The 7,000-nt window shown below is 42.6% G+C and carries 7 protein-coding genes; all 7 read right to left on the bottom strand.

What is annotated here, in order from left to right; all coding sequences use genetic code 11:
- Positions 1-294 precede the first annotated feature (294 nt).
- The 7 genes from M2132_RS09995 to murC all read right to left on the bottom strand — a co-directional run bounded on the left by M2132_RS09995 (position 295) and on the right by murC (position 6,987).
- Positions 295-873, bottom strand: a complete 579-nt coding sequence (locus M2132_RS09995; protein ID WP_280673225.1) for a DNA-3-methyladenine glycosylase I — start codon at positions 871-873, stop codon at positions 295-297.
- Between the two features lie 93 nt (positions 874-966).
- The gene (locus M2132_RS09990) at positions 967-1,494 is read right to left on the bottom strand and encodes an NUDIX domain-containing protein (RefSeq protein WP_280673222.1); all 528 of its coding nucleotides are present in this window, start codon (positions 1,492-1,494) and stop codon (positions 967-969) included.
- A gap of 96 nt (positions 1,495-1,590) precedes the next feature.
- Complete coding sequence (locus M2132_RS09985) at positions 1,591-2,040, bottom strand: GatB/YqeY domain-containing protein (RefSeq protein ID WP_280673221.1); 450 nt, start codon at positions 2,038-2,040, stop codon at positions 1,591-1,593.
- Positions 2,041-2,067: 27 nt separating this feature from the next.
- Positions 2,068-3,369: a cell division protein FtsZ gene (ftsZ, locus tag M2132_RS09980; RefSeq protein WP_280673220.1), complete on the bottom strand. Its 1,302-nt coding sequence runs from the start codon at positions 3,367-3,369 to the stop codon at positions 2,068-2,070.
- A gap of 34 nt (positions 3,370-3,403) precedes the next feature.
- Positions 3,404-4,762 (bottom strand): cell division protein FtsA, encoded by a 1,359-nt coding sequence (gene ftsA, locus M2132_RS09975; RefSeq protein WP_280673219.1) that lies wholly within the window; start codon positions 4,760-4,762, stop codon positions 3,404-3,406.
- A gap of 73 nt (positions 4,763-4,835) precedes the next feature.
- Positions 4,836-5,570 (bottom strand): hypothetical protein, encoded by a 735-nt coding sequence (locus M2132_RS09970; RefSeq protein WP_280673218.1) that lies wholly within the window; start codon positions 5,568-5,570, stop codon positions 4,836-4,838.
- A 40-nt stretch (positions 5,571-5,610) separates the two neighbouring features.
- Positions 5,611-6,987: a UDP-N-acetylmuramate--L-alanine ligase gene (murC, locus tag M2132_RS09965; RefSeq protein ID WP_280673217.1), complete on the bottom strand. Its 1,377-nt coding sequence runs from the start codon at positions 6,985-6,987 to the stop codon at positions 5,611-5,613.
- Between the last annotated feature and the right edge of the window lie 13 nt (positions 6,988-7,000).

Raw genomic sequence — 7,000 nt, 5'->3', positions numbered from 1 at the left:
AAACAAAGTTGAGGTGGAGTTTGGATTACTGGCTATTGCACATAATATAGCTAAAGTAGCATCATAGGGTTAAAATACTCCCTATGAAACCTTTATTAAACCGGAATATTGGAAAAAGGGATTATATGAAGCAATGTAGACTACAAAAAAGAACGAATCGGAAATAAAAGAGAAAAACAAAGCGGAATAAAGAGAAAACAAAAAAAAGGCCATCTCATCATTGTGAGACAGCCTCTTTTCATTATTTGGCATCGTTGCCCCAATATTGTATTTCTCGATTCTAAAGGCCTAAGCTTACATTTTCTTCTCTCTACAAAAACATCCATCCAGATGATCATCCACAAACCCAGTAGCCTGCATATAAGCATAACAAATGGTAGAACCAAAGAATTTAAATCCTCGTTTTTTCATATCCTTGCTCATTGCATCCGATTCAGGACACACAGCAGGAATCTCATTTAGTGATTTGAAATTATTTACGACAGGTTGCTGGCTATGGAAAAACGATAATATATAATTGTAGAAACTACCAAATTCCTTTTGAACAGCCATAAAACATTGAGCATTCGTAATGGTAGATGCAATCTTTAACCGATTCCTGACAATCCCATCAAACTGCATCAACCGGTCAATATCATTCGGAGTCATCTCAGCCACTTTCTCAACATCAAAGTTATAAAATGCTTTTCTATACCCTTCGCGTTTGCGAAGAATAGTAATCCAAGCCAATCCTGCCTGAGCACTCTCCAGAACAAGAAATTCGAATAAGGTTTTATCATCGGTAACCAACCGCCCCCACTCTTCATCGTGATATTTCACATACAGACTATCAGTTCCAGCCCAACCACAACGCTTGTTTATAATGTCTTCCATCTTTCTGAAATTTATAATTTTCAACAATAATTTTTAAATGTGACTACAAAAGAGGACACCTATAAAAAACACTTTTACTTTATCGAACATAAATTACCGGGATATCATATTTTTTAATTTTGAAATTCCACCCGAAAGAAAACGGATAAAATCCTGTTCAAAGTTATATGTAAAAATATCTTTATTCAAACTCTCACCAATTTCCGCTATACTCCAATACCGTCCATCGGTAACTTCCTGTCCATCAATTACAATTTCGCTATCCGTAACTATATAGAAGCAGTAGGTAAGTTCCCGTTCCACAGGTGTTTCGATAATGTACTTTGTAATAAAAACCGGAACAAAGTCCTTCATTCCGATTTCCTCACAGGCTTCGCGATCAACTGCCTCCATCGGTGTTTCGCCCCAACCGATATGACCACCTACCGACGAATCCCATTTGCCGGGTTGAATATCTTTTTGGGGAGAACGTTTTTGTAGAAAGAGCTCACCCTTAGTATTAAAAACATGTAAGTGAATCACCGGATGCAACCACATAGTACCGCCATGACATTCCCGGCGGGTAGCTCTACCCACCACGTTTCCCAATTCGTCTACCAAAGGAAATATTTCGTCTACCATCGGTCTACCTTTATTCATTTATCGCAAAAGCCCTACACAGACGCAGCTATGTAAGGCTTTCAGGATATCATTAACTAACAGTATAACTATATTTTTTTAAGATAAAAGCTTTTTCACGGTTTCGGAAATAGCTTTCCCCGGAGCCACTCCGGCCAATGCTTTGGTTGCAACACCCATCACTTTGCCCATATCGGCAGCCGACGAAGCACCAACTTGCGCTATTATTTCTTTCAGTTGGGCTTCCAACTCTTCGGGCGTTAATTGTTTTGGCAAGTACTGCTCCAGTACCGAAACCTCGCTCAATTCTTTTTCAGCCAAATCGGCACGTCCTTGCGAAGTGTAAATCTCGGCACTGTCGCGACGCTGTTTCACCATCTTTTGCACAATCTTGATTGCCGTATCATCATCAAGTTCTCCGTCCGATCCTTTAGATGTTTTAGCCTCAAGAAACTCTTTTTTTACTCCACGCAATGCCTCAAGCCTTATTTTATCTTTTGCTCGCATTGCATCTTTTATGTCTTCGCTTATTTTATCAAAAAGATTCATTTGTAATATATATCTTGTTTTAAAAATTCAACTTTCGCCAAACAGGTTGCCGGGCTGACGTTTCTGTTCGGGTTTATATTCGGCCGGATTGAAGTCCTCGTCACGCTTATAAACGGGATTATTTTCTAAGGCTTCCACAATGCGGTCGTCGTCTAACTCTTCGGTGGAAAGAACTATGGGTTTGGGCGTAAAGAACGACCTCACATCCATCGTTTTCACCCCATCCTTACCATAATGCTGTTCTATCATGGCATTTATGCGGCGTTTTTCTTCTTCCTCCTTCATCTGGCGTTCTTCTTCCAAGCGTTCTTCTTCTTCGGTCAGTTCGCGGAAGTGATCGTCTATTCCCGGAATGCTCGACATACCGAAGCCCGTTGCAAGTAAAGTTATCTTTACCTGCGCCTCCAAGCTTTTTTCGGTAGCCGTACCCCAAATAACCTCTATTTCGGGGCCAAAACGTTTCATGAAGTCCGACACGGCATCCATTTCTTCCACAATAAGCGGATTGTCTGTACCCGAATATATATTGAACAATATTTTCTTGGCCTCAAACACGTTATTGTTATTAAGCAACGGAGAGTGAAGCGCATTCTTGATAGCCTCGTCAACCCGCGATTCGCCTTCGCCATAGCCGCTACTCATTATGGCTACGCCTCCATCCTTCAAGATGGTTTGTACATCGGCAAAGTCGAGGTTTATATGTCCGTGAACGGTTATAATTTCGGCTATCCCTTTTGCGGCTACTGCCAAAGTATCGTCGGCTTTTGCAAAAGCATTCGGGATGGTCAAATCGGAATAGATATCAATCAGACGCTCATTGTTTATAACCAGCAAGGCATCTACGTTTTTGGCTATCTCTTCGACCCCCTTCAGGGCTTGTATTATTTTTTTGCGTCCTTCAAAAACAAATGGGATAGTAACAATACCAACTGTCAGTATGTCCATATCCTTAGCTATGCGCGCAACCACAGGAGCTGCCCCCGTACCTGTACCACCACCCATACCGGCTGTGATGAACACCATTTTAGTGCCATCGCTAAGAAGTTCTTCTATATCTTTGCGGCTTTCTTCGGCTGCCGACTTTGCCACTTCGGGGCGGTTGCCGGCACCAAGGCCTTCGGTTGTGCGGCGTCCCAACTGAACACGGGTTTGCACAGGCGATTGGCTCAAGGCCTGATTGTCGGTATTACAAAGGGCAAACGATACATCGTGTATCCCTTCGTTATACATATGATTTACGGCATTACCGCCGCCGCCGCCCACACCAATTACCTTGATGATGGTTTGCGTGCGCTTGGGGAACTGGAAATCTAAAACTTCGTCAGTCATATACTTATCTCTTTTATATTCTGATTCCTTTTATTTATTCTTCATCTTTAAAAACGGTTCCTCCCAGATTCTGGATTTTACCGAAAAAGTCGAACAAAGAACCGCTTTTTTCTTTCTTCTCTTTCTTTTTCTTCTCCTTGACAGGCGGTTGCTGGTTATGGGTGTCACCACCACCGTTGCCTGTATCGTCATCCTGATTGTTTTCCGTTGTTTGAGACTGGTCTGTTACATCATATTGCGGCTCGCTCACAGGTTTTACCTCTTCTCTCTTCTCGCAGTTTTCGTTAGCAAAAAGCAGAAGCCCCAAACACTGTGTATAAAGCGGGTTTTGCAGCAGTTCTGCCGCATTGTTTATATAAAGGCGTTTAACAACTCCTTTTTTAACGTCCATCTTCGATTTATCGGCAAGGAAGGTATCCAAGCCTTCCAATTGCGATGCTCCACCAATTATTACGATTCCGGCATCAAGTTCATCGCCATAGCCCGATTCTTTTATCTGGTTTATCACATTAAGGACAATTTCTTCTTCGCGCAACTGAATTACCTTGTTCAGTTCTTTCAGATCGACCTCCGAACTGACTTGTCCCGCTGGTCTTGATTTGTCCTTACCTATTTTACCGTATTTTACTTTATAAGATTCGGCAGCATCGGAAGTGAAACTAAGACTCTGAACGTCGCGCGTAATGGTACGTCCTCCAAAAGGAATGACCGACATATAACGCAACAGGCCTTCTTTATAGATAGAAACGGTTGTTGTTCCCGCTCCAAAGTCGACCAAGGCGCAACCCGCCTCTTTGTCTTCCTCGTCAAGAACAATGGCACCCGCTGCAACAGGGCCTACTATAAAGCCTGCGATATCCAACTGATTTTTGTCGGTAATACATTTCACCAAACTGCTTTTAATGTTGGGACGCCCCACAATCAACCGATAGCGGCCTTCAACCAACGATGCGGGTTTGCCTATGGGGTCTTCTTCGTGTTTGCCGTCCAAGAATATTTCCGGAGCAACTACGCTATAATTTGTAAAGAAATCAGGTTTATTTTGCCGGGCTTGCTGTTCCATCTGGTCGATATCGAGGAAGGTAACTTCGGCCTCGGGTGTTATGGCCCGTGTTTGTATATGTTCTATGGCACGCAAAGAACGCCCTGCTATCGAAACATATACCTTGCCTATCTTTTTTCCCGACTTATTTTCTAAGAGGTTAATCAGCTTTTTTATTTTTCCCGCTGCCTCATCTATATTATAAACAACTCCCTGTTTTACACAAGAATCGGAAGGAATAACCTCCGAGGCCAAAACAGAAATAACGCCCTGCGCGTTTTTCCGTCCCAATAGCCCCACTATCTTAGAGGTACCCAAATCTATTGCTACAATGAATCCTGATTGCTCCATACTTTATGTGTTTATCTCATTTTCCGACAAATAAAGATAGATATTTTTTTTTATCGGTCTATTTTATATACGTCTATTTTTCGTTGTTTGTACAAACTACTTGGTTTTCGTACTTCAGATTGATAACATTATATCTGTTCCATCCCGTTTCGTTAAGGCCTTTCCGGTAAAAAACCATTAGTTTATCCAGTTTTTTGTCAATATTCTCGATTTTCCCGAAAAGTATTCGCTGATTACCAACACGGGGTATAAATTCTATTTCGTTGTTTGCACCCACTACTATTTGTTCTATCTGCGCATTCCAGAAACTATCTTCCTGGAGGAACGAAGCCAATTGAAAAAGCTCTTTTTGAGCAAACGGACGGGTTATGTGCCCCGTAGCAACAGGCAAATAGGCTGTGAAATGGGGAGAAAGAGGCATTACATTGGCTTCGTTATCTATATAATAACTCTCTCCCGAATCGGGCATTACCCGCAAAATAGGATGCTTGGCTGTTATTTCGGCTTTAACGGCACCACTACCTGTAATATAAACCCGTGTAGTTTTAATAAACGGATTAGAAAGGATAGCCTGTTCTATATTGTAAGTATTTATATTCTTCAATTGCTTGCCATAAGGATTTAAGCCTTTTGCGGCAACGGTCTTTTCTATTTCGGCCAGATCTATGAATTTAGAAGTATCGCTACTCTGCACAATCTCGAAACTACTACAAACCACGTCGTTAGGCTTATCTTCGAAAAAGAAAGCTGCAAAGATAAGATACCCCGCAAGCAAACATAATCCGACTATAACCAAGACTTTTTTCATACTCTATACTATAAACAACCGTTAACAACAATTCGTTCTACTATCCTTTCGTATATTTATTTTCCAACACCTCTTTTACCGACGGCAACAGTTGGTCTATATCGCCGGCTCCGAGCGTCAATAAAACTTCAATGTCTTTCTCTTTCAATATTTCTAATAATTCATCTTTACGGCAAAGCGTTTTGGGGCATGTAACATCCTTGAATATTATTTGGGAAGTTATTCCTTCTATCGGCTTTTCGCGGGCGGGATAAATATCAAGCAAAATCAATTCATCGAGCAGCGAAAGGCTCTCGGCAAATTGTGCGGCAAAATCGCGCGTGCGGCTATACAGGTGCGGCTGAAAGACGCCTGTCACTTTTCTGTTGGGATATAACGCCTTCACCGAAGTAATGCTTGCCGTAAGCTCGTCGGGATGATGGGCATAATCGTCTATCAGCACCACACGGTCGGTTTTCAGTAAAAAATCGAAGCGGCGTTTAGCCCCCCCGAACGAAACCATTGCCTGCCGTAATTCTTCGCCCGTCACTCCGTTCAGCCAAGCCAATGCCATTGCTCCAACGGCATTTTCTATATTTATCTTGACAGGCACACCCAATTCCACGTTTTTGATAACCTCGCGGGGGGTAACAAAATCGAAACGGATTGTGCCATCGCCTATTTTTACGTTACTGGCGTGGAAATCGCCATGCTCTATCGAGTATGTGTACAAACGCACCTCTTGCCCCGTTTTAGGCAACAGTTTTATGTTGTGCTTCATAACCAAAGCGCCTCCGGGTTGAATGAGCGAAGTGAAGACTTCAAAACTTTTCAAGTATTCTTCCTCCGTTCCGTATATATCCAGATGGTCGGGGTCGACCGATGTTATCAGAGCCATATAAGGGTGCAGTTGGTGGAACGAACGGTCGTACTCGTCGGCCTCCACCACCATAAATTCGCTCTTGTCCGACAGTAGCAGGTTACTGTTATAATTTTTAAGAATACCTCCCAAAAAAGCATTGCAATCCAGATGCGAAACCCGCAAAATATGAGCCAACATGCTCGATGTTGTTGTTTTACCATGCGTTCCGGCACAGCACAGAGCCTTGCCCATTTGGGTTATCATACCCAAAACTTGCGACCTCTTCTTTATCGTAAAATCATTTCCCCGAAAATAATTCAGTTCTTCACTATCGGCGGGCATGGCTGGAGTAAACACCACCAAAACAGATTGCTTTTCTTTGCAGTATGCAGGCATCCGGTCTGCGCTATCAATATAATGTATTTCCGCACCTTCGGCCTGCAACTCCCGGGTAAGAGGCGTTTCGGTACGGTCGTATCCTGCCACTTTCTTCCCTTTCGACAGAAAATAGCGTGCAAGGCTGCTCATCCCTATTCCTCCTATTCCTAAAAAATATACTGTTTTTACGGTATCCATTTCCTCTATGTAT

This window comes from Dysgonomonas sp. PH5-45 (assembly GCF_029893235.1).
In the GTDB taxonomy this organism is placed as follows: domain Bacteria; phylum Bacteroidota; class Bacteroidia; order Bacteroidales; family Dysgonomonadaceae; genus UBA1309.
The sequence above is the reverse complement of the archived record's forward strand: the minus strand, read 5'-3'. Positions and strand labels throughout refer to the sequence as shown.

What these genes read in the sequence shown, in the direction of transcription:
- M2132_RS09970 (WP_280673218.1), bottom strand. Translation starts at nt 5,570, where the DNA reads ATGAAAAAAGTCTTGGTTATAGTCGGATTATGTTTGCTTGCGGGGTAT.
- murC (WP_280673217.1), bottom strand. Translation starts at nt 6,987, where the DNA reads ATGGATACCGTAAAAACAGTATATTTTTTAGGAATAGGAGGAATAGGG.
- M2132_RS09990 (WP_280673222.1), bottom strand. Translation starts at nt 1,494, where the DNA reads ATGGTAGACGAAATATTTCCTTTGGTAGACGAATTGGGAAACGTGGTG.
- M2132_RS09985 (WP_280673221.1), bottom strand. Translation starts at nt 2,040, where the DNA reads ATGAATCTTTTTGATAAAATAAGCGAAGACATAAAAGATGCAATGCGA.
- ftsZ (WP_280673220.1), bottom strand. Translation starts at nt 3,369, where the DNA reads ATGACTGACGAAGTTTTAGATTTCCAGTTCCCCAAGCGCACGCAAACC.
- M2132_RS09995 (WP_280673225.1), bottom strand. Translation starts at nt 873, where the DNA reads ATGGAAGACATTATAAACAAGCGTTGTGGTTGGGCTGGAACTGATAGT.
- ftsA (WP_280673219.1), bottom strand. Translation starts at nt 4,762, where the DNA reads ATGGAGCAATCAGGATTCATTGTAGCAATAGATTTGGGTACCTCTAAG.